Source organism: Gilliamella sp. BG1 (genome assembly GCF_046635625.1).
Taxonomy (GTDB): domain Bacteria; phylum Pseudomonadota; class Gammaproteobacteria; order Enterobacterales; family Orbaceae; genus Gilliamella; species Gilliamella bombi.
Genome location: NZ_JBIDFG010000002.1, coordinates 55,582 through 79,553, shown reverse-complemented (window position 1 = coordinate 79,553; position 23,972 = coordinate 55,582). Strand labels below are relative to the sequence as shown.

20 protein-coding genes are annotated in these 23,972 nt (G+C 35.2%); 16 read left to right on the top strand and 4 right to left on the bottom strand.

The genetic code is table 11. The annotated features are described in order from the left end of the window. Positions 1-99: 99 nt before the first annotated feature. From rpsA to ACGH80_RS01140, 7 genes are all read left to right on the top strand, one after another. On the top strand, positions 100-1,782 hold the full coding sequence (gene rpsA, locus ACGH80_RS01170; RefSeq protein WP_085163945.1) for a 30S ribosomal protein S1: 1,683 nt from the start codon (positions 100-102) through the stop codon (positions 1,780-1,782). A gap of 98 nt (positions 1,783-1,880) precedes the next feature. Beyond that, positions 1,881-2,171: an integration host factor subunit beta gene (gene ihfB / locus ACGH80_RS01165; protein ID WP_034912930.1), complete on the top strand. Its 291-nt coding sequence runs from the start codon at positions 1,881-1,883 to the stop codon at positions 2,169-2,171. A 353-nt stretch (positions 2,172-2,524) separates the two neighbouring features. Next, entirely contained in the window at positions 2,525-4,807 is a 2,283-nt protein-coding gene (locus ACGH80_RS01160; protein ID WP_174799371.1) for a DNA internalization-related competence protein ComEC/Rec2, read from the top strand. Between the two features lie 92 nt (positions 4,808-4,899). Further along, entirely contained in the window at positions 4,900-5,913 is a 1,014-nt protein-coding gene (gene lpxK, locus ACGH80_RS01155) for a tetraacyldisaccharide 4'-kinase (RefSeq protein ID WP_174799372.1), read from the top strand. After that, a complete protein-coding gene (locus ACGH80_RS01150) occupies positions 5,910-6,095 on the top strand; it encodes a Trm112 family protein (RefSeq protein WP_411630420.1) in 186 nt (61 codons plus the stop codon). Before lpxK ends, ACGH80_RS01150 begins: the two co-directional genes overlap by 4 nt. A 17-nt stretch (positions 6,096-6,112) precedes the next feature. Next, a complete protein-coding gene (gene kdsB, locus ACGH80_RS01145; RefSeq protein ID WP_174799373.1) occupies positions 6,113-6,877 on the top strand; it encodes a 3-deoxy-manno-octulosonate cytidylyltransferase in 765 nt (254 codons plus the stop codon). Positions 6,878-6,880: 3 nt separating this feature from the next. Further along, the gene (locus ACGH80_RS01140; RefSeq protein ID WP_411630419.1) at positions 6,881-7,573 is read left to right on the top strand and encodes a DUF2461 domain-containing protein; all 693 of its coding nucleotides are present in this window, start codon (positions 6,881-6,883) and stop codon (positions 7,571-7,573) included. A gap of 23 nt (positions 7,574-7,596) precedes the next feature. On the opposite strand, the gene ACGH80_RS01135 is transcribed toward ACGH80_RS01140, so the two are convergent. Further along, positions 7,597-8,259: a MarC family NAAT transporter gene (locus ACGH80_RS01135; protein ID WP_174799375.1), complete on the bottom strand. Its 663-nt coding sequence runs from the start codon at positions 8,257-8,259 to the stop codon at positions 7,597-7,599. Positions 8,260-8,534: 275 nt separating this feature from the next. Further along, complete coding sequence (locus ACGH80_RS01130) at positions 8,535-9,053, bottom strand: single-stranded DNA-binding protein (RefSeq protein ID WP_065589243.1); 519 nt, start codon at positions 9,051-9,053, stop codon at positions 8,535-8,537. A gap of 217 nt (positions 9,054-9,270) precedes the next feature. Here ACGH80_RS01130 and corA point away from each other — a divergent pair, with 217 nt between their 5' ends. The 4 genes from corA to ACGH80_RS01110 all read left to right on the top strand — a co-directional run bounded on the left by corA (position 9,271) and on the right by ACGH80_RS01110 (position 12,055). Continuing rightward, positions 9,271-10,212 (top strand): magnesium/cobalt transporter CorA, encoded by a 942-nt coding sequence (gene corA / locus ACGH80_RS01125; protein ID WP_034912903.1) that lies wholly within the window; start codon positions 9,271-9,273, stop codon positions 10,210-10,212. A gap of 187 nt (positions 10,213-10,399) precedes the next feature. Then, positions 10,400-11,362: a glucokinase gene (locus ACGH80_RS01120; protein ID WP_065589242.1), complete on the top strand. Its 963-nt coding sequence runs from the start codon at positions 10,400-10,402 to the stop codon at positions 11,360-11,362. A 25-nt stretch (positions 11,363-11,387) separates the two neighbouring features. Next, positions 11,388-11,636, top strand: coding sequence for a YcgL domain-containing protein (locus ACGH80_RS01115; RefSeq protein ID WP_081296761.1), 249 nt, complete (start codon positions 11,388-11,390; stop codon positions 11,634-11,636). Further along, positions 11,633-12,055 carry a YcgN family cysteine cluster protein gene (locus ACGH80_RS01110; RefSeq protein ID WP_034912894.1) on the top strand — a complete coding sequence of 141 codons (423 nt, stop codon included), beginning with the start codon at positions 11,633-11,635 and terminating at the stop codon, positions 12,053-12,055. Before ACGH80_RS01115 ends, ACGH80_RS01110 begins: the two co-directional genes overlap by 4 nt. Before the next feature lie 33 nt (positions 12,056-12,088). Here the strand turns inward: ACGH80_RS01110 and ACGH80_RS01105 are convergent, their stop codons facing one another. Next, positions 12,089-12,646, bottom strand: a complete 558-nt coding sequence (locus tag ACGH80_RS01105) for a YggT family protein (protein WP_174799376.1) — start codon at positions 12,644-12,646, stop codon at positions 12,089-12,091. Between the two features lie 36 nt (positions 12,647-12,682). Further along, a complete protein-coding gene (locus tag ACGH80_RS01100; protein WP_174799377.1) occupies positions 12,683-13,384 on the bottom strand; it encodes a YggS family pyridoxal phosphate-dependent enzyme in 702 nt (233 codons plus the stop codon). 37 nt (positions 13,385-13,421) lie between these two features. On the opposite strand from ACGH80_RS01100, the gene ACGH80_RS01095 reads away from it, so the two are divergent. The 5 genes from ACGH80_RS01095 to ACGH80_RS01075 all read left to right on the top strand — a co-directional run bounded on the left by ACGH80_RS01095 (position 13,422) and on the right by ACGH80_RS01075 (position 23,929). Beyond that, a complete protein-coding gene (locus tag ACGH80_RS01095) occupies positions 13,422-14,363 on the top strand; it encodes a type IV pilus twitching motility protein PilT (protein ID WP_085163951.1) in 942 nt (313 codons plus the stop codon). Between the two features lie 589 nt (positions 14,364-14,952). Next, complete coding sequence (locus tag ACGH80_RS01090; protein ID WP_411630418.1) at positions 14,953-15,876, top strand: hypothetical protein; 924 nt, start codon at positions 14,953-14,955, stop codon at positions 15,874-15,876. A 732-nt stretch (positions 15,877-16,608) separates the two neighbouring features. Further along, positions 16,609-16,974 (top strand): hypothetical protein, encoded by a 366-nt coding sequence (locus ACGH80_RS01085; RefSeq protein ID WP_411630417.1) that lies wholly within the window; start codon positions 16,609-16,611, stop codon positions 16,972-16,974. Further along, a complete protein-coding gene (locus ACGH80_RS01080; protein ID WP_411630416.1) occupies positions 16,946-18,148 on the top strand; it encodes a hypothetical protein in 1,203 nt (400 codons plus the stop codon). Before ACGH80_RS01085 ends, ACGH80_RS01080 begins: the two co-directional genes overlap by 29 nt. A 627-nt stretch (positions 18,149-18,775) precedes the next feature. Next, positions 18,776-23,929 (top strand): alpha-2-macroglobulin family protein, encoded by a 5,154-nt coding sequence (locus ACGH80_RS01075; protein ID WP_296300028.1) that lies wholly within the window; start codon positions 18,776-18,778, stop codon positions 23,927-23,929. The last annotated feature ends 43 nt before the right edge of the window (positions 23,930-23,972 follow it).

Below are 23,972 nucleotides of genomic sequence, written 5' to 3'. Positions count from 1 at the left end.
CGTGAAACTAGCTCCATTATAAGGATGTATGGAGTATTATAAACAACCCCACAAGACAGGATGTAATGTGGACGTTAAAATTAACTTAAGTATATAAATATGACTGAATCTTTTGCTCAACTCTTTGAAGAGTCTATCAATCAACTAGACACTCGTTCTGGTAATATGATCCGTGGTACTGTCGTTGCAATCGACAAAGATGTTGTTTTAGTTGACGCTGGTTTAAAATCTGAATCAGCGATTCCAGTAGAGCAGTTTAAAAATGCCCAAGGCGAATTAGAAGTTCAAGTCGGCGACGTTGTTGACGTTGTGCTTGACTCAATCGAAGATGGTTTTGGTGAAACTATCTTATCTCGTGAAAAAGCTAAGCGTCATGAAGCATGGCTTACACTAGAAAAAGCAGTTGAAGATGCTGCAACAGTTTTAGGTGTTATCAATGGTAAAGTTAAAGGTGGCTTTACGGTTGATCTTAATGGCGTTCGTGCGTTCCTTCCAGGTTCATTAGTTGACGTTCGTCCATTACGCGATACTTCTCATATTGAAAATAGAGAAATCGAATTAAAAGTTATTAAATTAGATCAAAAACGCAACAACGTTGTTGTTTCACGTCGTGCAGTTATTGAATCTGAAAATAGTGCAGAAAGAGAACAACTTCTTGAAAATCTACAAGAAGGTTCTGAAGTTAAAGGTATCATCAAAAATCTTACCGATTACGGTGCATTTGTTGATCTTGGTGGGGTTGATGGGTTACTTCACATTACAGACATGGCTTGGAAACGTGTTAAACACCCAAGTGAAGTGGTTGAAGTTGGTCAAGAATTACTTGTTAAAGTACTTAAATTTGACAAAGATCGTTCACGTGTATCACTTGGCTTAAAACAATTAGGTGAAGATCCATGGGTTTCAATCGCTAAACGTTATCCAGAAGGTACTAAAGTAACAGGTAAAGTAACTAACTTAACTGACTACGGTTGTTTTGTTGAAATTGAAACAGGTGTTGAAGGTTTAGTTCATGTTTCTGAAATGGACTGGACAAACAAAAATATTCATCCATCTAAAGTTGTTAGCTTAGGTGATGTTGTTGAAGTTGTTGTGCTTGAAATTGACGAAGAACGTCGTCGTATTTCTCTTGGCCTTAAACAATGTAAACCAAACCCGTGGTTACAATTTGCTGAAACACATAATAAAGGTGATAAAGTTAGCGGTAAGATCAAATCAATCACTGATTTTGGTATCTTTATCGGTTTAGAGGGCGGTATCGACGGTTTAGTTCATCTTTCAGACATTTCTTGGAATATGCCTGGCGAAGAAGCTGTTAAAGCTTATAAGAAAGGTGATGATATCGAAGCTGTTGTTTTACAAGTTGATGCAGAACGTGAACGTATCTCTCTAGGTATTAAACAATTAGAAGATGATCCATTCAGTAGCTTTGCTTCTAACTATAAAAAAGGCACAATAGTTAAAGGTACAGTAAGTGCAGTTGACGCTAAAGGTGCAACCATCGAAATCGCTGAAGGTATTGAAGGCTACTTAAAAGCACAAGATATCGCTCGTGAGCGTATTGAAGATGCAACAACTGCATTAAAAGTTGGTGATGAAGTTGAAGCTAAAATTGTTAACATCGATCGTAAAACTCGTGCAATTTCGTTATCAGTACGAGCGAAAGATGAAGCTGATGAAAAAGAAGCTCTCGCAGCAGTAAACAACACAGCAACTCAAGAAGATGCATCATTTACTAATGCAATGGCAGAAGCATTCAAAGCTGCATCAAAAACTGAGTAAAAAATATTTATGCAAAGAGTAAAGAGGGCTTGCCCTCTTTTTCTTTTATGGGATAAAATGAAATAGTTACATGCCACATAAATAAATTAGGAGTGATCATGAACAGATCAGATTTAGTAGAACGAATTGTTAACTGGCGAACACACCTCCCAGTTCAACTAGTTGATGATTCAGTTAGAGATATCATTGAACAGATCGCTTTAGCTATGGAAAGTAACGATCGTGTGGAAATTCGAGGTTTCGGTAGTTTTAGTTTGAACTATCGAGCTCCACGTAAAGCAAGGAATCCAAGAACTGGTGGTAATGTTGAAGTGAAACATAAATATATACCTCACTTCAAACCAGGTAAAGAATTACGTGAAAGAGTAAATAATGCTGCAAACGCATAATCTTTAAATTTCACACCTAGATGGAAGCCTTTGAGTTAAATCAAAGGCTTTTTTGTTTTAGCTAGTTTAATTTCTATCATCTAGTCGTACTTACTTATTTAAATAACCTTTACCATTTATCATTAAGGAAAAACCAGTCAACGTTATGTTGATTTAAGTCGTTAAATCCCTCTTTTAAAATATGCAATATTGCGAATAATTTCAGTAAATTTCATTAAGATTAATGATTAAAATGGAACAAAGATCGAAAAATTCAACATCAATTATTTTTTTATAATATCAAGTGATAAACTTATATTGTTCAATTTAAAGATGGTAAAGTGCTAGTGCAAAAAATTTGTTCTTTGGATTTAATGGCTATCATGTTTTCATTAGGTTGTTTGCCATTACTCTTTTTGCCCCATTTATTGTCTGATCTATATTGGTGTTTACTTGCTTTTATCTTGTTTTTAATTGTGTTAACCGTTCCTGTTAATTTTCGTTGGTATTTATCTGTTTTTGTTGCATTTAGTTTAGGTTTTTTGTGGTCAACTGCTTATTCTAAGCAATATTTATCCAACATTTCTCCCTATATTGATAAAACGCTAGTTGTTCATGCCAAAGTAGTTAATATCAATACTCATCAGGCAGCAACGGTCAACGGACCTTATTACATGTCATTTTCTATTTTTTCCATTTCAGATGTTACGCTTGCAAATGATATTCCGATTTCTGTTTACTGGGATAGGTTAGATCCTCCTAAATCTGGGGAAATTTGGCAATTGACACTAAAAACAAAAGTTGTACATGGATACTTAAATGATGGAGGATTTGATAGCCAACGCTTTTCGATAGCAAATCGTAGCTTATTATCGGCTAAATTGGTTGATGCCAAGTTATTAAATGATAAATCTGACTTAAAACAATATATTACTGATTTGGCTATACCTTATATCGATTTATTTATTTATAAAGGTATTTTGCTAGCCCTTGCTTTTGGTGATCGTTCTCAATTAGATGACGAGCATCGTATGGTAATGATGCAAACAGGTATTGCTCATTTAATGGCTATATCTGGTATGCATATTTTAGTTGTTTATGGACTTAGTTGCTTTTTGGCTAAAGCTATACTGTTTTTTATTCCAAAGCGTTTTATCTATTTTTTTTTACCAATTATAATAGGGTGGTTATGTGCATTTTTTTATGCATGGTTAACAGGTTTTAATCCGCCTACTTTGCGAGCTATGGTTGCTTTGTCAATTTGGATCTATTTTCGTTATAAAAAATATAAAATAAGTTCATGGCAAAAAATCAATCGGATCATTGCGTTGTTATTATTATTTGATCCATTGATGATTTTATCTGAAAGTTTTTGGTTATCTTGCTATGCAGTAATAACTTTAATTTTTTTGCATGATTGGGCGCCGCTTTCCAAAGCAGTAAGGCATAAAAAACGTTGGTATATAATTAGGATATTGTATTTGCAGTGTGGGTTAACCTTATTGCTGCTTCCAATTCAGTTTTTTGTTTTTCAAGGTGTTAGTGGAGTTTCGATTTTAACAAATCTAATTGCAATTCCTGTTATTTCATTAGTTACATTTCCTACCATTTTATTGGCGTTAATATTTAGTATTTTTGATTGTTTTTCTATTGCCTTATGGTTTTGGCTAATTGCTGATAAATCTCTAGAATGGCTATTTTTGAGTTTAAATTGGCTTAATCAATTATGGATTAACATCCCTTCAGATTTTTATTTATTAGGTCTTTTAGGTTGGTTAACTTTAGTGATAATTCGTACAGGTGTTTGGCAACGCTTTAGCATTACTTTGCTCGTAATTTTGATGATACTGGTTACCCCTTTTTTTAAACAGCAACACTATCGTTGGCGGTTAGACATGTTAGATGTAGGTCATGGATTAGCTATCGTTATCCATGATGGTAAGTCTGCAATTTTGTATGATACAGGAGCTAAGTGGGAAAAAAGTTCCGCTATGGAAAGGGTTATTATTCCTTTTCTACAATGGCATAATTTGAATGTACAAGGTATTATTATTAGTCATCAACATAATGATCATGTTGGCGGTTTGAAATTACTTCAACTTATTTACCCTAAAGCATGGTTAATGAGTTCGTCTTCTGATTTTAATAATGATTATCAATGTTTAGCGGGTAATAGTGTTATTTGGAATGATCTGACGTTTAATGTGCTGTGGCCTAATCAGCTGGTTAGCGATGCTCAAAATAAGGATTCCTGTGTGGTGCAAGTTACAGATGGACATTTTTCTGTATTGTTAACTGGGGATCTAGAACGTAATCAGGAATATCAGTTAGTTACTAAATATCGAAATCAGCTAACATCCACTATTTTACAAATCCCCCATCATGGTAGTAGTACATCGTCAAGTTATACATTTCTAAATCATGTTAAACCAGTAAAGTCTTTGGCGTCTACATCTCGTTATAATCCTTGGAAACTCCCCTCCAATAAGGTAATGGCAAAGTATAAAGATTTACAATTAGACTATTATGTTACTGCTAGAACAGGTCAAATAAGTCTTTTTTTTGATAAACAAACATGGAAGCTAAAAACTATGCGAGGTGAAATTAAACCTAGATGGTATCATGATTGGTTTGGTAGTTTACCAAATTATGAGTAAAATAGGCTATCGTTTGCTATAGGCAACTATAATAATTGTTATATTGAGATATAAAACAATTTTACTAAATGTAATTGAGTGATGTTAAAGTTATGATTGAAAAACTGTGGTATGGTAAAAATCGTTTATTTTGGTTATTCATACCATTTTCCTTATTATATGGTTTAATTGCTATTTTCCGTCGCTTTTTATATCAAGTTGGTATTTTAAAATCTTGGCGATCTCCTGTACCTGTTATTGTTATTGGCAACTTATCTGTTGGTGGTAACGGTAAAACGCCACTAGTTATTAGTTTAATTGAATCGTTAAAACAAAAAGGATTACAGGTTGGAGTCGTTTCACGAGGATATGGAGGCAAAGCTGATAACTATCCGCTTATTTTAGATAATACAACCACAACCGAACAAGCAGGTGATGAACCTGTGCTTATTTATCAACGTACTAGTGTACCTATTGCTGTCTCACCTTATCGCTCTGAGGCTGTTCAAGCGTTATTAAAGCACTACCAATTAGATGTTATTTTGACTGATGATGGTTTACAACATTATGCTTTAGCGCGTGATATTGAAGTGGTGGTGATTGATGGAAAGCGCCTATTTGGTAATGGATGGTGGATGCCGGCAGGGCCAATGCGAGAGCGTGAAAGTCGGTTAAAATCGGTTGATCTTATTGTCATCAATGGTGATAGTGTAAATAATTTAGCGCAGCAGTATCCTAATAAAACCTTTACTATGCAATTAATGCCCCTGTATGCAGTGAATTTACTTACTCAAGAAAAAAGAGCGTTATCTTCGTTGTCAAATATATGTGCTATTGCTGGTATTAGTAATCCAAAACGTTTTTTTGATATGTTAAGTAAATTGCAAGCGGATGTGGTTGAAACCGTTTCTTTTGCCGATCATCAAAAATTTACTTTACCGTTGTTAAACAATGTTGCACGTAATAAACAAACACTTTTAATGACTGAAAAAGATGCAGTTAAATGTAGACAATTTGCTCAACAAAATTGGTGGTATCTGCCCATCGATGCGGTAATACCTGTGCAAGTTATTGATCAAATCTGTTTATTACTAGCTGAGACAAAATCCAAAGAGAAGAAAAAATGAAAGATATCCTATTAAACGCACTTGCTTGTCCTAAATGCCATGGTCAATTGCAATATAATGGTACTAATCAGCAGTTAATTTGTCATACAGATAATTTAGTTTATACAGTTAAAGATAATATTCCGGTGTTGTTAGAATGTGAAGCTAAACCACTTAACCAATCTGAATGTATTCAAGAATAAATAATAAGGTCTTAATTATGAACTTTTCGGTTATTATTCCCGCTAGGTATGCTTCGAGCCGTTTACCTGGTAAGCCACTAGCGGATATTCATGGTAAACCAATGATTGTTCGTGTGATGGAGCAAGCAAAAAAATCATCAGCCAATCGAGTGATTATTGCCACAGATCATCAACAAGTTTATGAGGTAGTCAAGGAGTATGGTGGTGAAGTCATTCTGACAAGTGATAAGCATAATTCTGGTACAGAAAGACTGGCAGAGGTGATAAATACTTATCAGTTTACTGATGATGAAGTTATTGTTAATGTACAAGGGGATGAACCTTTAATACCGCCAGTCATTATTAATCAAGTGGCTGAAAATTTAGTGCAATATAAAACAGGAATGGCAACGTTAGCAGTGCCAATTGATTCTGTTGAAGAAGCATTTAATACTGGTGCAGTTAAAGTTGTGACAGATAAAGATGGTTATGCGCTTTATTTTTCTCGTGCAACCATTCCTTGGGAACGCGATCGTTTTGCGAAATCAGCTGAACAGTTAAAACCATCGAGTATCGGTGATTTTTATCTCCGCCATATTGGTATTTATGCTTACCGTGCTGGCTTTATTCGTCAATATATTAAATGGGCACCATCAATGCTTGAACAAATTGAAATGTTAGAGCAATTAAGAGTACTTTGGTACGGTGAAAAAATTCATGTCGCTGTGGCAAAACAACCTCCTGCAATTGGTGTCGACACTTTCGAAGATTTAGAAAAAGTAAGAGCGTTATTTAAGGAGTAAGCAATGGCAAACTTTACTGGCTTTAGCCAAGCTGGACTTAATTTTTTACAAGACGCTTGGATTAAAAACAGCAAACCGTGGTTTGAAGAGCATCGTGCTATTTATGATAACGATTTAGTTAAACCGTTTAGGCTTTTGGTTGAACAATTAACACCAGAGATGCTCAAAATTGATGAGTGGTTTGAAACTCGTCCTGCTATTGGTAAAACGATTTCACGTATACATCGAGATACTCGTTTTTCAAATGATAAATCACTTTATCGTAGCCGATTATGGTTGACATTTAAACGACCAAATAAAGATTGGAAAGAAGCGCCCGCTTACTTTTTTGAAATTAGCCCAAGCAGTTATCAATATGGGCTAGGCTATTATTGTTCATCAAAACAAACAATGGATATCTTTCGAGACGAAATTCTTAACGATACTAAGAAATTTTTAGCAATGATACGTTGCGTCAAAAAACCATTTGAGCTTGTTGGCGAAAGTTATAAACGCCCATTAATTAAAGAGCAGGACGAAAAAGTTGCAACCTGGTATAAGCGAAAAAATATTGCGGTTATGGTGACAAGTAATCATATTGAGGATGTGTTAAATAGCGATTTACCCGATAAACTAGTTAAAGGTTTTAAACAGTTAGTTCCACTTTATGATTATTTAATGCGGGTAGAAATGATTAAAAATATACCGACTCTTTAGCTTTGTTGAGTCGGTGTTTAATATTAAATATTAGGAAAATTCAATATAATTTCTTTAATACCATTAATTATGAATTGAGTTCCAACACAAACTAATAAAAAGCCCATAATTCTTGAAGTGGCTTCAATGCCACTTTTCCCCATAAAGCGCATTATGCTACCTGCACTGCGCATGCAAAACCAAAGGATAATACATAACAATAAAGGCACTAAAATCGAAGCAGTATAAACAACCCAAGTTGAAACGTCATAACCTCCACTTTTTACTGTTGATGACATGCTTATTATCATTGCTATAGTTCCGGGTCCTGCTGTACTTGGCATAGCGAGAGGAACAAAAGCGATATTATTTGAGATCTCTTGCTTTTTTGCATCTGCTTCAAGAGTTTTGTGTGATGGTTGTTGTGGAAATAACATTCTAAAACCAATAACGCCAACAATCATGCCACCAGCAATACGTAATCCGGGAATCGATATGCCAAATGTGCTCATCACTAGTTGCCCACAATAAAACGATACAACCATAATTATAAACACATAAATACAGGTCAATTTTGATTGGTAATTCCGCTCTTCATTGGTCATATCGCCCGATAGACCTAATAACAGTACCACAGTGGTTAAAGGATTCGTTAAAGGAATAAATAAAATTAAACCAAAGCCGACAGTTTGTATAAGTTCCAACATAGATTTATTTTAAATCCAACAAAATTTGCAGCTAAGTATAATTGAAATAAACAGAAAATGATATATGGAGGTAGTTGTAATTCGGTATCGGATTTTATTACCATGTTTGAAAAAATTGTAGGCACTACACTGATAATTATAGGTCTAATATTAGTAGAAATAATGTCAAGCGTGAATGATTTTTATGCATTAGTAGATAAAATGTAATATTAGATTAAGGTTTGAAAGGAGTAATATTCGACTCCTTTCATTAAATCAAATTGAACTTTTAATACTTAAAATGGAATATCGTCATCAAAATCCATTGGTGGCTCTGGTGTTGCTGCTGGTTGCGCTGGTGTATTTTGCGTTAGAGGACGAGAAGGAGCCACTGGTGCAGATGAAGAATTATTAGCACTTTGTCCCCAATTTTGTGAACCATCGCCCATGTTTTCACCACCATTGCGTGTTGCTAAAATTTGTAAAGTACCACCAATTGGGTTGACTACAACTTCAGTTGTGTAACGATCTTGTCCTGACTGATCTTGCCATTTTCGAGTTTGTAATTGCCCTTCAATATAAATTTGGGAACCTTTTTTTAAGTATTCGCCAGCAATTTCAGCTAATTTACCGAATATAACAACGCGATGCCATTCAGTACGTTCACGGTATTCATTTGTTTGTTTATCTTTCCATGATTCTGATGTTGCAATGCTAATATTAGCAACTGCATTACCATTAGACATATAACGAACTTCGGGATCTTGACCTAAATTACCAACTAAAATGACTTTATTTATTCCTCTATTGGCCATTATTAACTCCTAAACATGACATAAGTATTTTAAGCTGCATATTGTAACATGAGACTGTAGTAATATCAGCGAATTTAATTTAATAATGGAATTTTTCTCCCATTTTATAAAGATATAGAAAGATTGGTTTAAACATAGGAATTTGCTGCCATAGCGAGTATAATGCCAAGCATTTGTTAATGTGATGTTCTAAAAGATTTTTCCTATAGGAGGCCTTATGATTAATGCGTTTGGATTAAAAAACAAACAATTAGTAAAAATTAATGAAGGCGATATAAATAATGCAACTTGGATTGATTTAATTGAGCCAGAAGAAGCTGATCGAGATTTTGTTTTAACACATTTAGGACAAAACTTAGCAACTAGTATTGAACTTGACGATATTGAAGCGTCAGCTCGTTTTTTTGAAGATAACGAAGGTTTACACGTCCACTCTTTCTTTTTTTATGAAGATGCAGAAGATCGTGCAGGCAACTCAACAGTAGCTTTTACAGTGCATAATGGTCGTTTGTTTACACTACGTGAGCGAGATTTACCAGCATTTCGTTTGTATCGCATGCGATCGCGCTATCAAGGAATGAACGATGGAAATCCTTATGAAGTATTACTTGATTTATTTGAAGTTAAAGTTGAACAGTTAGCAGATCAAATTGAAAATATCTACAGTGAACTCGAAGAATTAAGTTTAATTATTATGGATCGTTCAGCTCAAGAGCATTACGATGAAGCTATTACCTCGTTGGCTGAACTTGAAGATACCGCGTGGAAAGTTCGTCTTTGTTTGATGGATAGCCAACGTGCAGTTAATTATTTAGTTCGCCGAGCAAAGATGCCAGTAGATCAACTAGAACAAGCTCGTGAAGTTATTCGCGATATTGAATCGCTTGTTCCACATAATGAGTCATTATTCCAAAAAGTAAACTTTTTAATGCAAGCTGCAACTAGTTTTATCAATATTGAACAGAGCCGAATTATCAAAATTTTCTCGGTTGTATCTGTTGTGTTTTTACCCCCAACGGTAGTTGCTTCAGCTTATGGTATGAATTTTGAATTTATGCCAGAATTAAAATGGGAATATGGTTATCCTTTTTCATTACTATTAATGTTGCTAGCAGGTGTTGCTCCTTATATTTATTTTAAACTTAAAAAGTGGTTGTAGATTTATTGATTTAAATTGAGTTTTTATTCGATAGTTTTTTAATATATTAGATGAAATTCTTATCGTACTAACTGCTTAGGATAATTTAATATAAATAATTATTAATATCAGCAATATACTTTCATCGAGTGATGGGTAAAACTTAATATTTTAACTGAAAGAATTAATTTATCATAAAGGAAGTAACATGAATCAATATGCACTGGTCACCGATATCGGTGGAACTAATGCTCGATTTGCGCTTTATAATTTGGCTACAAATGAGCTATCAGCAATAACTAAAGTTCTTATTGCAAAGGATGATGTATTGCTAAAATTAATTAAGAATTACTTACAAGCCCAATCGGTTACCGTTAAAATGGCTTGTATTGCAATTGCCTGTCCGATTAATGACGAAGATATAATTAGTATGACAAACAATGATTTGTCGTTTTCACGATCTGAATTAGTTAAGGAACTTAATCTTGAAAAACTAGAAGTAATTAATGATTTTACAGCAGTATCAACTTCAATTCCTAAATTATCTAAACAAGATCTTGTTCAGATTGGTGGTGATGAACCTGATTTAGATTATCCAATTGCAATTTATGGTGCAGGTACAGGACTTGGAGTGTCACATTTAATTAAAGTAAATGGACGTTGGATTAGTTTGTCAGGAGAAGGGGGGCATACAGAGCTTCCAATGATAAGTGATGATGAAGACCGTATTTTAGTGCAACTTCGCAAAAAATTTGGGCGTGTTTCTACCGAGCGGTTTTTATCAGGCAATGGTATTGTTAATATTTATCAAGCGTTGTTACAAATTAATAATCAACCAGTAATAGAGATTACACCCGACATTATTGTTGAGAAAGCGCTATCTAAAAGTTGTCCACTTTGCTTGCAAACTTTAACCTATTTTTGTACTTTTATGGGGCGTTTTGGTGGTAATTTGGCATTAACACTTAATACACAAGGTGGCGTTTATATTGCTGGGGGTATTGTGCCACGCTTTATCGAATTTTTTAAAACATCTCCATTTAGAGATGCTTTTGAACATAAAGGTCGTATGTCCTATTTAGTCAAAAAAATTCCTGTTTATGTAATAACACATGAAGATCCAGGCTTGTTTGGTGCAGGTGTTTATTTACAAAATTGTCTTAATAAATAGTATTAATGAGTAAAGGTTTTATTTTATGATGTGGTGTTATATTTACCGAAGTACCAAAAAAGAGAACTGCTATCTATATATGGAACATGAAAATGATTTTTCAACGATTCCTGAAAAAGTAATGTCTATTTTTGGTTCACCTGTTTTTGTCATGAAAGTATTACTTGACGGTAAACGAAAATTTGTAGTTGGTACCGCCACTGAAATAGAAGAAAAGATTAAAACTGATGGATTTTTCTTACAAATGCTAAAAGAAGATGATTTCAAAGTATGATTGAGCCATTTTGGGAATATAAGACATTAGCTCAGATGAGTGATGAAGAATGGGAACAGCTCTGTGATGGTTGTGGTCAATGTTGCTTAAATAAATTGATGGACGAAGATACAGACGAGATCTTATATACTAATGTTGCTTGTAATTTGCTTGACTCCAATACTTGTCAATGTAAACATTATAATAGACGTTTTGATTATGAACCCGATTGTATCAAGTTGACTCGTGATAACCTCCTTACCATTGAATGGTTACCTTTAACCTGTACCTATCGTTATTTTTCTGAAACAGGACAATTGCCTCATTGGCATCCGCTTATTACGGGTAATAAAAAGCTTATGCATAAGCTGAAGATATCGGTTAAAAATCGGATTGTTTATGAAAAAGATGTGATTTGTTGGGAAGACCATATTATTTAAAATAGGGAGCTACAGCTCCCTTTTGATTTTAATTTAAAGCACAATCCATAAATATCCAAATACATCAACAGCGAGCATATTTAAAAACATTAAAATAAATACAAAAATCATAAATGAGATATCAATCATTCCAAGCGGTGGCACAATACGGCGAATTGGTGCTATAAGTGGTTCAGTTAACTGAGCAAGTAATTCATCCGCGTTTGATTGTCCACGGCTAACCCAACTTAGAATTGCTCGAAATAGTAATAACCAGAATAATAAATGCCCAAATGCATGAGCTATGACAGCAATAGCATAAAGCAGGTATTTACTAGTCCAAATTGATTCATTAATCATTCCATAGTAGGAAATAAAAATAATTTTAATGACGGCAACAAAATATAAAAGAACCCATGTAGCGGTATCAATTTGCTTAATAGATGGGATGACTTTGCGTAATGGACCGATAATAGGTTGAGTTATTCGTACGATAAATTGGGTAAATGGGTTATAGAAATTTACACGCACACGCTGCATCCATAAACGCAAAATTAAAACATAGAGACATACCGTTAAGATGGTATTACCTAGAAAATAAAGCGATGTCATTTAAGACTCCTTAAAATAAACTATTCGGGCAATATATCACAAATACTGCCTTGCTCCAAAGATCGCTGTACCTATTCGAACCATAGTGCTACCAGCAACAATAGCAGCTTGCATGTCGCCACTCATGCCCATGGATAATGTATCCATAAATGGATAATCAGTTTGTAAAGAACGCAAAAGTTCGTGCATTTTGTTAAAGACGTTTAGTTGTTTGTCAAAATCATTTTCAATTTCTGGGATCGCCATTAATCCACGTAAATTTAAATTGGGTAGTGTTATAATTTGTTTTGCTAAATCAGAAACTTGTTCAGGCTCAACCCCAGACTTGCTGGCTTCTTTACTAATATTAACTTGAATAAGTACATTTAAGTTTTCCATATTAGCTGGGCGCTGATCATTTAAACGTTGAGCAATTTTAAATCTATCAATGGTATGCATCCAATCAAAGTGTTCGGCGACTAATTTGCTTTTGTTCGATTGTAATGGACCAATAAAATGCCAAGTTAATAAAGTATTGGGGAGAGTTTGTTTAAAATACTGGATTTTTTCAACGCCTTCTTGAACATAGTTTTCACCAAAAGATAGTTGACCTGCATCTATCGCTTGTTTGATTAAGGTTACTGGCTTTGTTTTACTGACCGCAATAAGTTCGATTGTATTGGGATCTCGTTCGCATTTTTTTGCTATTTCTTGAATTGTGTTTTTTATAGTAAGTAAATTGTCACGTACTGTATTCATGTTAATTCCCAATTAATAAACTAATAGGTAAAATATAATGTTAAAATCGATGTTGTCGCTTAGTGTAACGCAAAAAGCATCCGATTTGCATCTTTCAAGTGGTGAAGTTGCACGCATTCGCATTAATGGACAATTACAGTGTGTATCAAACGAAAAGTTATCGCCGTTAGATTTAGAATCTGAACTATTGGCGTTACTTAATGAATCACAAAAATTACAATTACAGCAAGATAAACAAATTGATTTAGCCTATCAATCTCCTGAAATAGGTCGCTTTAGAGTCAATATTTTTTATCAACAGCGTGGTATTTCGGCAGTGTTTCGAATGATTAAAAAACAGATTCCAGATCTAGATGAAATAGGTGCGCCCGAGGTTTTTAAAAAGCTAATAACGCACGAAAGTGGTATTATTTTAGTGACAGGTGCTACAGGAAGTGGTAAATCAACGACGCTTGCATCATTAATTGAATATATTAACTCAACTCAATCCAAACACATTATTACTTTAGAAGACCCCATTGAGTTTATTTATCATAATCAACATTCATTAATTCAACAAAGAGAGCTTACAAATTTTGACTACGCACTTGATAGCCTTTTAAGGCAAGATCCTGACATAATATTACTTGGGGAATTACGTAATAAAAAATCTATCCAAACTGCATTAACAGTAGCTGAAACAGGGCATTTAGTTTTTGCTACGTTACATACATGTTCTGCTATTCAAAGCATTAATCGTATTATTGATGTATTTGATGAAAATTCGCGTAACTTTATTCGCACACAATTATCAAATAATTTAAGAGCAATTATCAGTCAAAAGCTAATATTAACAAAAAATGGGCGTAAAGCGTTGTTTGAAGTGCTTATCAATACTCCTGCTGTCAGTAATTTAATTAATGAAGGCAAAATTAAACAAATTATTTCCCTTATGCAGACGGGGCGACAACATGGTATGCAAATTATTACGGATCAATAATTACTGAAATTGAAATAATCTTTAATCATAAACTAATTTTATTTATTTACCTGTGACTACAAACGAATGGCAAAGCGGAAAGAGTGATAAAAACTTTGAATTGAGATATGACATAATCAGCAAATATTTATCGATTTAAAAGATAGAATGCAAAATCTTAAGCGATTTCGGGAAAAGCACCTTATGAGTTTTTAGAGGGTTTTTAACCACAAAGTATAAACACCTCAGTGTTTTTCTAAAATTTACATTTCTTTACAAAAAATTCCGCCAAAAAACTAGCCAACAATTTTTTAAATGGTTATACTTTTATCGCTATAGGAAAACAAGCTTATTAAACAAGCAAATAATTATAAAAATATAAATAAAACAAATAATTACTTGACAGGTAAACCATAATGAATTATCATTTTAGACACCAGACACCAGACACCAGCACTGGCAAACCTATGTCTTAAATTTATTAAATAATCTTATTCGACGAGTTTTTACACGAAACTTATTTATATCTTCGAAATTATCTCTCAACGTATTATCGAAATTATCGCTCAAATCACCTAAAACAGCTTTGCTAGTATTAGCTCTGTTATTATTGTCATCGTCATGGAATGTACAGGCGAATGGTAAAAAGGCTCGAGCGGGTAATTGTAGTGATGCAATAATAATACCGTCGCCAGTTATCAATTATGTAAGGCCGGATCTAGACTGTGGTTCTGACATATATGGACATGCAGGCCCAGCTGACATATGGAGTCCTGATAAGGGCTTCTTAGTTCAATCAATCAATTCTGAATCATACAATTTAAATTTCCCGACCACTGGTATGGATGGTTTATATTTTGATTTACTTATAACAGGAATAGAACCAGAAGAGTTGACATGGGAACCAGTCACGCATGAGGGAATTACTGCAACAGTGACAAATGTTGTAGCTAATGATGAGTGGATTCCTAAAGAAGATAAGGGAGAAGTTGTAGCTCGCGTTAAGTTAACAGGTCCAGAGGCAAAAAATCAATGGTACAATCCTCATCCTAACCCAATTGCTAAGCCAAAGTTACCGCAGACGTTTGAGTTAGTGGGTAGAGATATAAAAACTAATGATGAGGTAGTAAAATATGGGTTTGTGTTGAGGCAGTGGTTCGTCTATCTGAGGGCATGGAGAATTTATAGTGACCAGTTAGCATGGTGTAATGGTTTGGGTTATCGCATGTCGAGGATAAGGGATTTAACCAATGCGAAGTGTGGTGTACATTTTAACTTTCCATGTATAAATGGCGTAGATGGCGCCACGCCGTCGTCAGGACATTATCAATACCAACGTCGTATAGACGCTGGATTTTTCACGGAGTGGGGCGACATGCTCGGCTACACTGATACGGGCTTCAAAGGCTACGGCGGCTGGGCAAATGGCGTACCGGGTAGCAGCCGCCAGTACCATGCCGACTCTCGATGCGGCTGGGTCGTCAGGCACGATAATGCCAGCAACGTCGATTATGCTATTTGCACCACACCTTAGTTTTTAGCGTTTATTTCTTAATCATTAGGACGCAGAAGGTGCTTATGGTGTGAGAGGATAATCTAACAAAAGAATAAAGCCACGGCGCAAGTTGGGCGCTGAGCAGGCAAAGCCAGCACTTTAATGACTAAAAGCCAAAACAACGCCCGACCAATACAATTTTAAAGCTTGTGCTTTTGTTATTAACTAGCTGTTATTAACAAGTTGTTATTAATAGCTATTATCAAATAACAAAAGCGCTTTTCTTAAAAAGCCAAATCCAACGTAATAAAAAAACTAGGCTATAAACGGTTGATTTTATTTAAAAATAAAAAATCAATAAAATCAATAATCTACCTGAATCATTTTAAAGCAAGAAACATGCTTATAGCACCACAATATTAATAAGCTTGACTTATCAGAGCGCCAAAATATACCGATAACGAAATAAAGCTAGCACGCCAAACTGGGCTGTTGGGCGTGTTTTGTTTTAGATGTTATCACCAATATTAATTATTCCACAAAAGTTAAAAACTCCTAAAATTAACACATATTTTAATTATAAAATTCACCTATCTCTAAAGCCAATCGTTTTCATCTTTACATTTCTTTACAAAAAAGTCCGCCAAAAAACTAGCCAACTATTTTCTAAACAGCTATACTTTAACCGCTTTATAAAGGCAAGCTTATTAAACAAGCGAACAACCATAAAAATCTAAATAAAACAAAATGTTACTTGACGGGTGGAACAAAATGCAGTACCATTTTAGGCACAAGGCACAAGGCACAAGGCACTGGCAAACCTATGTCTTAAATTTATCAAATAATCCTATTCGACGAGTTTTTGCACGAAACTCATTTATATCATCGAAATTATCTCTCGAATTATTATCGAAATTATTCACAAAATTATTTTCAAAAATCCCATTGGCATTAGCGCCGTTGTTATTATTGCCGTACTCATTAGAATCACAGGCATTATCGGCCACGACTTCTGAGCGCATTCAGGGTACTGCGCCCTATTTAACGTTTGATAGTGGCAGAACCAAAGCAATTTCATTTAAAGATTTATTAGATATTAAGTTATCGGATGGTACCAATATTACAACCTACGACTAATACATCATCATTTTCAAACCCAATCGTATTACCAAATGACAGTGATACTTTCGCTAATGTTGATATGATAGTCCCCCCATTTATTAACACAGTGAGTTTAAATGACTTGGTGATAACTCGTAACTTTTGGCAAGATGATGATGGTGATGGTAATGTCACTGTAAAAGGGGATATCACGCTGAGTATCACGGATAAAAATAACCAAACGGTTAATCGTAATGATACTTTAGATATTTGTAATGCGCCTTATAAAGTGGAGTTAAGTAGTACAGGTGGTAGTTTAAGAACGCAATACGGAGTACCAGATACTAGCACTTTTACAGAAGGTAGCGCAGTGTATTACATTAGTCCAAATCTACCACCTAAAATTTGCTATGCCAAGCCTAATCTGAAATATGGTACAAATTCGTGGACAGATTTTCGCGGTCCTGCTGAGATGTGGGATTCAGATAGAGGTTTTATCCCCCAGTCTATCTACCCTACATCTTATAATCGTAACTTTCCAACCACAGCATCTAATGGTTTATTCTTTGATTTGGAGATAGGTGGGGCAAATCAATTAACTTGGCCGACAGTGACAAAGGGGGGGATTACAGCTACTATGACTAATGTAAGTCGATTTAATGTCCGTGTTACGCTAACAGGTCCAACAGCAACCGAAACTCAACAGCAAGCTACAAATCCAAGTCAACTTAGAAAACCGACCTTACCACAATCATTTGAGTTAGTTGGTTACGATAATAGTGGTAGCGCAGTAGTAAAATATGGGTTTGAATTACAGAAGTGGCTTGTTAATCGTGGAGAAACTCGTGATACCTCTTTTAATACAGCAAATTGGTGTAATAGCTTAGGTTATCGGCTTATAAAGGTAAATGATGTCACCAATGCAATTTGTTCAGGTGCGGGTGTCAGTTCAATTCGTTGGTGTCAAGGTTCAGTAGCCGCCACCCCTCCTTCAGTTGGTGATCATTATCAGCGTCGAATTGGTGCTGGTTTTTTTAGTGAGTGGGGTTATATGGGCGATTATCCTGGAACGGGATTTCCGTATAATGACTATTATTGGACAAGTGATGTTGCCGTAGGAGTTGGTCAGTTTGCTGTTGCTCCTGATATTGGGCACATAGGTAGCTATGAGCTTCCTCATCTTATCTATGGTTTGTGTATTACCCCTTAGGTATCGTTAATCTTTTCAACTCGATCTAGATTATGAGATAATTAAGGTTAAGAAAAAAATAAAAGCCACTCCAATATAAGTGGTTGAGAGCCAACAAAGTTGGCAATCTATGCGCTTTTGCAGCTAAAAGCAAGAGCGCTTTTCTAGATAAAATACAATCTCCCAATAAAATAGAACCTAGCTTATAAGTAATTAATTTAAATAAAAACATTGAAATAATAACTTTAATAAAACCAATATTCCACTTGAACAATTTTGAGAAAAATAAACGCTCGCAATATTGCCATAATATCGTAAAGTCCATATGATTGCTTTATCCTAGTACTAAAATGTCCCTTCAACTAAAGTAGGTTGTTAGTAGGCTAATTAGGGATTGATGAATTTGGTTTTATTAGGTAGATAGAAATTGGTACAAATTTAAATATTTTACAAGGCGAAGATAGTTTAAAAAAGGTGAATATTATGGCTGAGACGAGCAACTTTAAGTCGGCTACATTTTTCAGCCAATCCACTATAACTATTCTTACTAAACACCCTTTGCTAAAAGGTCAAAGGTAGTACATAATATGTGGTTAAAATTTAGATAAAAATAATTAGTAATAAGAATTATTGTTTATGGGGTGGAAAATGGGGTTAGTAAAGCATTTAGTTGTATTTAGCCTGCTGTTAGCATTAGCTGGTTGTGATAATAAAGACGCTGAACAAAACACACGCGCTGAACAGGCAGAAACGCAATCAGAAACAAAAGTTATTGATAATAATACAACCGCTGATATTAGCAATCCTAGTGATGACAACGATATCGTACAAGATGAATCGTCAAAACTAGCCTTTAACCCCACACCAGAATTAGTTGAAAAATATCACGGTAAAGAATTAACTGTTATTGATAGTTCAGAGGTCATTATTGATGGTTCAAGTACTTTAGTTATTACCTTTTCGGTTCCTTTAAATCCTAAACTCAATTTTTCTAATTTGCTTCGTTTAGTTGATCGCCAAACGGGTAATGTTGACGGAGCTTGGGAGTTGTCGGATAACGGATTAGAATTAAGACATCGCTATCTTGAACCAAATCGTCAATTAGATCTCACCATTGATAAGATGTTAGCAGGCATTAATGGCAGTAATTTAGGTTGGGTTTATCAAACTAACATTAAAACCCAAGATCGTAAGCCAATGGTTGGGTTTGCTAGTAGTGGCTATTTGTTGCCAAGCAAATCAATGAGCGGTTTGCCTGTGGTTACTCTTAACGTTGATAAGGTTGATGTTAACTTTTTTAGAATTAAGCCTGAAAAGCTGTCCGATTTTATTGCTGGTTATGGTTTTATTAAACAATTATCAAGTTGGGACTCTAAGGATTTTCAACAGTTTGCTGATTTAGTTTATACGTCTCGCTTTGATTTAAATCCAAAACGTAATTCGCAAGAAACAGTATTACTTAATTTATCGTCCATTTCACCATTGCAACAAGAGGGTGCTTATTTTGCGGTGATGAGTAAAGCGGGTAGCTATGATTATTCAAATCCTGCGTCTTTATTTTTTGTCAGTAATATTGGCGTTTCGGTGCGTGATTATCATTATGGTTATTTGACGATCATGACGCATGCTTTAGATGATGGTAAACCGCTTTCAGACATTGATGTATCGGTGTTATGTAGAAAAGGAGAGCGTGATAGCAATAAGGGCTGTAGAACGATTTCAACAAAAACCGATGAAAACGGTTATGCCGATGTAATGTTGCCAGATGATATGGAATATGCCTTGCTGACAGCAAGCGATGGCAAGCAAATTTCTTTGGTTGATTTGGAACATGGTGCGTTGAATTTAAGCGAATATAATTTAACGGGATCTCCTTTCTATCAAAAACAATTATTTGCTTTTGGTTCTCGTGATTTATATCGTCCAAAAGAGACAGTTTATTTTAATGCACTTTTGCGTGATACCGATGGTCAGCCATTTCCTGCTCAACCGATTGTGGTTGATGTTATGTCGCCCGATAATTTAGTGGTTGACAATTTTACGGTTAAAGAAAATGAAGATTCAAGCGGTTTGTATCAATGGAAATATGTCATTCCAGCAAGTGCGGCAACGGGTAAATGGGCGTTTCGTTTTCATGTAGGTAATATTGATTACCATTATGCTTATTTTAATGTGGAAGAGTTTTTGCCAGAACGTATGGGGATGGAAATTACAACCGCATCAACTAATCCGATTCAGTTTGATAAACATATCAATTTTGATGTTAAAGGTTGGTACCTTTATGGTGCTCCAGCCGCAGGAAATACGTTAGATGGTCATATTTATCTTAAAAAAGTTGATTCGATTCCTCAACTTGCCGATTATAACATTGGTGATGTAACTAACAGTAATAAGGTTAGTCAACTTGATAATGTTGAGACGACTTTAGATAAAAACGGAAATGCGCAAGTAGTAGTTGATACAAGCAATTGGGGTAAATTGAGTTCGCCAGTTAATGTGGTTTTACAGGCAAGTTTGCTTGATTCTGGCGGTCGCCCTGTGACTCGTTATGCAAGCCAAGCGATTTGGCCAAGCGTTCAAATGCCAGCTGTGCGGGCGTTGTTTTCTCAATTGCCTTATTATGATTGGTCGACAGATCGCTATGAAAAAAGCCCAACGGTTGATAAAGGCGATAATGCTGAGTTTGAAGTCGCTTATGTTGACGTTGAGGGCAATAAATTAGCAACAAAGAATTTAAAGGCAAGGATTGTTCGTGAGCGTCGTAATTACTATTGGAGCTGGTCTAGCGATTCAGGGTGGCATCAAGAGTACAATTCGAGTGAATTTGTTGTGCAAGAGCAACCGCTTTCTATTGCTGAAAATGGTATAGCTAAAGTTTCTTATCAAACCAATGATTATGGTTTTTATCGTATTGAGGTGGTTGATACTAAAAGTAATGTGATAAGTAGTATACGTTTTAGAAGTGGTTATAATTGGGAAGATAATACCAACGGTACTAATTCTGTTCGCCCTGATCAGGTTAAATTAAGTCTTGATAAGACGGCTTATGCAGTCGGTGATACCGCAAAAATTCATGTTCAAGCTCCTGTTGCTGGTTCTGGTTATATTTCGCTTGAAACTAATGACGGTATATTGTGGAAGAAAAATATTACCATTGATGATAATGGTCTTGATGTTGATATTCCAATTGAAAACTGGGAACGTCATGATATTTATATTAATGCGATGATTATTCGTCCATCAACCGATGCCACAGTGCAGACAATTAAGCGAGCTATTGGTTTGCTTTATCTACCAATTGATACTTCAGATCGTCAATTAAATGTCAATATCGAAGCACCGAAAAAGACAGAGCCTGAAAAAACCATTCCAATAAAAATTAAATTGGATAAAAAATCAATCCAAAAAGATCGTAAGGTAACGGTGTTGGTTTCGGCTGTGGATTCTGGCGTGTTGAATATTACCAATTTTGTTACCCCTGATCCTTATAGTGCGTTTTTAGGTCGTAAACGTTATAACGTCGATATTTATGATGTTTATGGTAAGTTGATTGAAGGTAAAGGTCGTAATGTCAATGTGAGCTTTGGTGGTGATGCAATGCTTGGTGCTAGCGCTAACGGCAAAAAACCATCAAATGATGTCAATATTGTGGCTCAGCAATTGCAAACCATTAAGCTAAATGATGATGGCGAGGGCGTTGTTGAGCTTGATTTGCCTGATTTTAATGGTGAATTGCGCATAATGGCACAAGCGTGGGATGATACACGTTTTGGTAAGGCTGAACAAACTATGCTAGTTGCCTCGCCAGTCGTTGCTGAGCTATCTACACCTCGCTTTTTATCGGGTGGTGATCAGGCTACCTTGGCACTAGATCTAAATAATCTAACCGAAAAAACGCAAACAATGCAGATTGAGGTGTCTACTGATGGTTTGGTTCATCAAGATTCATCTAAAGTAACAACATTAACATTAAATAGTAAGCAAAGACAGATTATTCAAGTGCCAATCATGGCCGATTATGGCTATGGGAAAGGTTCTGTTACCATTAATGTTAAGGGTATTTTGTTAGAAGATGGTTCTGAGTATCAGATCAAACGATCTTGGAACATTGGCGTTAGACCTGGTTATTCCGCAACTACACAATATTATTCCATGGCAATAAATGGCGGTGAAAGTTGGTCGTTGCCAGAAGGTAGTCTTGTTGACATGATTGATAATACCGTTGAGGGTAAATTAATTGTATCAAATCAGCCTCCGCTTAATATTGCTCAGTATATTAAAGAGTTATTTGCTTATCCATATGGTTGTTTAGAACAAACTGTTAGTGGTTTAATGCCATCGTTATATGCAAACCAAGAGCAGCTTTCTGCATTGGGGATTAAAACTGAATCAGATGACAAACGACGTGAAAAAGTACAACTAGGTATTTCGCGAATTTTATCAATGCAACGTAATAATGGTAGTTTTGGTTTATGGAGTAAAGACAGTGCCGAGGAATATTGGTTAACGGTGTATGCAACTGATTTTTTAATCCAAGCAAGTGAGCGTGGTTATAATGTCAATAATAAAGCGCTTGATGCCGCAATTACCCGCATTAGCCAATATACTTATGATGCCAATGCATTTAATGGGTTACAAAGCTACTATGATAATTCACAAGCAAGCAATTATACGCAATTTGCAACTAAAGCTTATGCTTTAGCTGTGTTGGCAAGGCAAAATAAAATCACTGTGCCTATGCGTAATGAAATTAATCGGATGTATCAACAGATCACTGAAAGTGATTTTAAAGTATTGTCACCATTACCAGTTGCTCAGTTAGCGCTTTCCGCCAAGCTGGCTGGTTTTGATAATATCTATAATAATTTGATGCCTCGAGTATTTACAACAAGTTATGATAATCGCTATTCTTGGTTAGGCGAATATGGTAGTGCTATTCGTGATAATGCATTAGTTTTATCTTTATTGGTAGAAAATAATTTAAGTGTTGATAAGCAAGCTGATTATTTAATTCAGTTATCTGATTTGCTTAATGATACTCGTTATTTTTCAACTCAGGAACTTAACGCATTATTTGTGGCTGGCTGGTCATTAGAACAACATAAATCTTCACATAAATTTAATGTGGTGCTCAACGAGCAGTCAAATGAGGTTGATTCGACTTTATCACGCTCTTTTGATTTTGCTAATTTAGCCAATAGATTAACGATTTCTAATCCAGAAAATGCACAACCACTTTATATTAAATTTACCGTATCAGGCTATGGCAAGAAAGCACCTGCACCAACGAGTGATGAAAATGTTTTAACTATCAATCGTTCTTATTACGATTTGAAAGGTAACAAAATTCAACCTCATCACTTGAAAGTGGGTGATTTAGTGGTGGTATTATTGGATGTTAGAGCACATAAAGAAGTCGTTCACGATGCGTTAATTGTTGATTTTTTACCTGCTGGACTTGAGTTAGAAAATCAAAATCTCACAAATAGTAGTGTGAGTCTACAGGCAATACCGGAAATTGCCAATTTGTTGAAAGATGAAGATAGCAATGATATTAAATATCAAGAATTCCGTGATGATAGATATGTTGCAGCTGTTGATATTAATCACTATGTGAGCGATGGTACTTATCGATCGCAGGTTGCTTATTTGGCTAGAGCTGTGACGGCTGGTAATTATATGATTCCATACCCTTATGTTGAATCTATGTATCGCCCCGATCGGTTTGCAATTGGTCAATCAATTGACTTAATGTCTATTGTTGAGCGCAATGTAGAGCCCAATGAACCTAAACAACAATAGCTAGTATGTATCAATTAAATTTGATTTTTAAAATGTAAACAAA

What these genes read in the sequence shown, in the direction of transcription:
- rpsA (WP_085163945.1), top strand. Translation starts at nt 100, where the DNA reads ATGACTGAATCTTTTGCTCAACTCTTTGAAGAGTCTATCAATCAACTA.
- ihfB (WP_034912930.1), top strand. Translation starts at nt 1,881, where the DNA reads ATGAACAGATCAGATTTAGTAGAACGAATTGTTAACTGGCGAACACAC.
- ACGH80_RS01160 (WP_174799371.1), top strand. Translation starts at nt 2,525, where the DNA reads ATGGCTATCATGTTTTCATTAGGTTGTTTGCCATTACTCTTTTTGCCC.
- lpxK (WP_174799372.1), top strand. Translation starts at nt 4,900, where the DNA reads ATGATTGAAAAACTGTGGTATGGTAAAAATCGTTTATTTTGGTTATTC.
- ACGH80_RS01150 (WP_411630420.1), top strand. Translation starts at nt 5,910, where the DNA reads ATGAAAGATATCCTATTAAACGCACTTGCTTGTCCTAAATGCCATGGT.
- kdsB (WP_174799373.1), top strand. Translation starts at nt 6,113, where the DNA reads ATGAACTTTTCGGTTATTATTCCCGCTAGGTATGCTTCGAGCCGTTTA.
- ACGH80_RS01140 (WP_411630419.1), top strand. Translation starts at nt 6,881, where the DNA reads ATGGCAAACTTTACTGGCTTTAGCCAAGCTGGACTTAATTTTTTACAA.
- ACGH80_RS01135 (WP_174799375.1), bottom strand. Translation starts at nt 8,259, where the DNA reads ATGTTGGAACTTATACAAACTGTCGGCTTTGGTTTAATTTTATTTATT.
- ACGH80_RS01130 (WP_065589243.1), bottom strand. Translation starts at nt 9,053, where the DNA reads ATGGCCAATAGAGGAATAAATAAAGTCATTTTAGTTGGTAATTTAGGT.
- corA (WP_034912903.1), top strand. Translation starts at nt 9,271, where the DNA reads ATGATTAATGCGTTTGGATTAAAAAACAAACAATTAGTAAAAATTAAT.
- ACGH80_RS01120 (WP_065589242.1), top strand. Translation starts at nt 10,400, where the DNA reads ATGAATCAATATGCACTGGTCACCGATATCGGTGGAACTAATGCTCGA.
- ACGH80_RS01115 (WP_081296761.1), top strand. Translation starts at nt 11,388, where the DNA reads ATGATGTGGTGTTATATTTACCGAAGTACCAAAAAAGAGAACTGCTAT.
- ACGH80_RS01110 (WP_034912894.1), top strand. Translation starts at nt 11,633, where the DNA reads ATGATTGAGCCATTTTGGGAATATAAGACATTAGCTCAGATGAGTGAT.
- ACGH80_RS01105 (WP_174799376.1), bottom strand. Translation starts at nt 12,646, where the DNA reads ATGACATCGCTTTATTTTCTAGGTAATACCATCTTAACGGTATGTCTC.
- ACGH80_RS01100 (WP_174799377.1), bottom strand. Translation starts at nt 13,384, where the DNA reads ATGAATACAGTACGTGACAATTTACTTACTATAAAAAACACAATTCAA.
- ACGH80_RS01095 (WP_085163951.1), top strand. Translation starts at nt 13,422, where the DNA reads ATGTTAAAATCGATGTTGTCGCTTAGTGTAACGCAAAAAGCATCCGAT.
- ACGH80_RS01085 (WP_411630417.1), top strand. Translation starts at nt 16,609, where the DNA reads ATGCAGTACCATTTTAGGCACAAGGCACAAGGCACAAGGCACTGGCAA.
- ACGH80_RS01080 (WP_411630416.1), top strand. Translation starts at nt 16,946, where the DNA reads ATGGTACCAATATTACAACCTACGACTAATACATCATCATTTTCAAAC.
- ACGH80_RS01075 (WP_296300028.1), top strand. Translation starts at nt 18,776, where the DNA reads ATGGGGTTAGTAAAGCATTTAGTTGTATTTAGCCTGCTGTTAGCATTA.